The organism is Lyngbya sp. CCAP 1446/10 (assembly GCF_026130175.1).
Lineage (GTDB): Bacteria > Cyanobacteriota > Cyanobacteriia > Cyanobacteriales > Microcoleaceae > Microcoleus.
The window spans coordinates 1-1,783 of the sequence record NZ_JAIGNI010000130.1; the positions used below are offsets into that span (position 1 = coordinate 1).

Sequence of the window (1,783 nt, forward strand, 5' to 3'; positions counted from 1 at the left end):
TGAGTGGGGGAGAGGGGGAGAAATTTTTTTGATCGATCGTCAAAATATACAATTTCAATGCAACACAGCTTATCGTACCATTTTAGATTTTAGATTTTTCGACTTCGCTCAAAACAAGTTTTAGATTTTAGATTTTAGATTGGGAATAAATAATTGTGTCTGGGTTGGCAGCAGTACAGTTGCATTATTTTTTTAACTGGTATCAGTTAGGATGAATGAGTCATGCTGTGTTTATTTTGAATAGTTATGTCGATCGACCGTTTGCCAGATTCTACATTAACAGATTCCGCGACTGCGGCCCAAAAGCGGGTTAACCTGCTGACTATGTTCCGGCTGGGTTTGTTTCAGATGGGGCTGGGCATGATGTCGATTTTGACGCTGGGCGTGCTCAATCGCGTGATGATTAAGGAGTTGGCGATTCCGGCTACTGTGGTGGCGGGTACTCTGGCGATGCACCAGTTTGTCGCCCCGGCTAGGGTGTGGTTCGGGCAAATGTCTGATGCTAAGCCTTTGTTTGGGCATCACCGCACGGGTTACGTGTGGGTAGGAAGCGTTTTGTTTGTAATTTCGGCTTTTTTGGCGGTGCAGGTGATGTGGCGCTTGGGAGCTAGTTTGGAGGCTGTGGGATGGACGACTCCGACTTACGGTTGGGTGGGTTTGTTGGGTTTGATTTTTGCACTCTACGGTATTGCTATTTGTTCGAGCTCGACTCCTTTTGCTGCTTTGTTGGTGGATGTTTCCGATGAGGAGGATCGATCGAAGTTGGTGGGTGTGGTGTGGTCGATGCTGATGGTTGGTATTATTATCGGGGCGATTGTCAGCAGCAGTTTGCTGGAGCAGATTGATGGGGATGTACCGCGAGAAGTTTTGCAGGCTTCGATTAATGGTTTGTTTGTGAAAGTGCCGGCGGTGGTTTTGCTGTTGGTGGGGATTGCGACTTTTGGGGTTGAGAAAAAGTATTCGCGTTACGGGGCGCGATCGCTCGCAGTGAATCGAGAAGATAAAATTACTTTGGGAAGTGCGCTGCGGATTTTGACTGCTAGTCGTCAAACCGGTTTGTTTTTTACTTTCCTGCTGGTAATGACGATTTGTTTGTTTATGCAGGATGCGGTTTTGGAACCCTACGGCGGGGAAATTTTTAAGATGCCGATTTCGGAAACTACGCGGTTGAATGCTATTTACGGTACTGGTGTACTTTTAGGTTTGGGAACCACTGGTTTTTTTATTGTGCCGCGCATCGGCAAGCAAAATACAATTAGGTTGGGTTGTTTGTCGGTGGCGGCTTGTTTTGGTTTGATTATTTTATCGGGATTTACTGGTAATCCAATTGTGTTTAAGTCGGCTTTAATGTGCTTCGGATTAGCTTCAGGAATTACGACGACGGGCGCGCTGAGTTTGATGTTGGATTTGACTGCTGCGGAAACGGCTGGGACTTTCATTGGCGCTTGGGGTTTGTCACAAGCGATGGCGCGGGGTGTGGCGACGGTTAGCGGCGGTGCTATTTTGGATTTTGGCAGGAGTTTGTTTGGGGTGCCGATGTTGGCTTACGGGTTGGTTTTTGCTGTGCCGGCGGTGGGTATGATTGCGGCTGTTTGGCTTTTGAGTAGGGTGGATGTGGCGGAGTTTCAGGATAATGCTAAAAGTGCGATCGCCACTATTCTTGAAAATGAATTAGACTAAGGTTTAGTCATTAGTCAGTAGTCAGTAGTCATTAGTCATTAGTCATTAGTCATTAGTCATTAGTCATTAGTCATTGGGAATGGGAATTCGATAATTCTCTCTC

General features: G+C 46.5%; 1 protein-coding gene. It reads left to right on the forward strand.

From position 1 onward, the window contains the following. Positions 1–246 precede the first annotated feature (246 nt). Positions 247–1,680, forward strand: coding sequence for a BCD family MFS transporter (locus K4039_RS26575; protein ID WP_265239502.1), 1,434 nt, complete (start codon positions 247–249; stop codon positions 1,678–1,680). Positions 1,681–1,783 lie beyond the last annotated feature (103 nt).

What these genes read in the sequence shown, in the direction of transcription:
- K4039_RS26575 (WP_265239502.1), top strand. Translation starts at nt 247, where the DNA reads ATGTCGATCGACCGTTTGCCAGATTCTACATTAACAGATTCCGCGACT.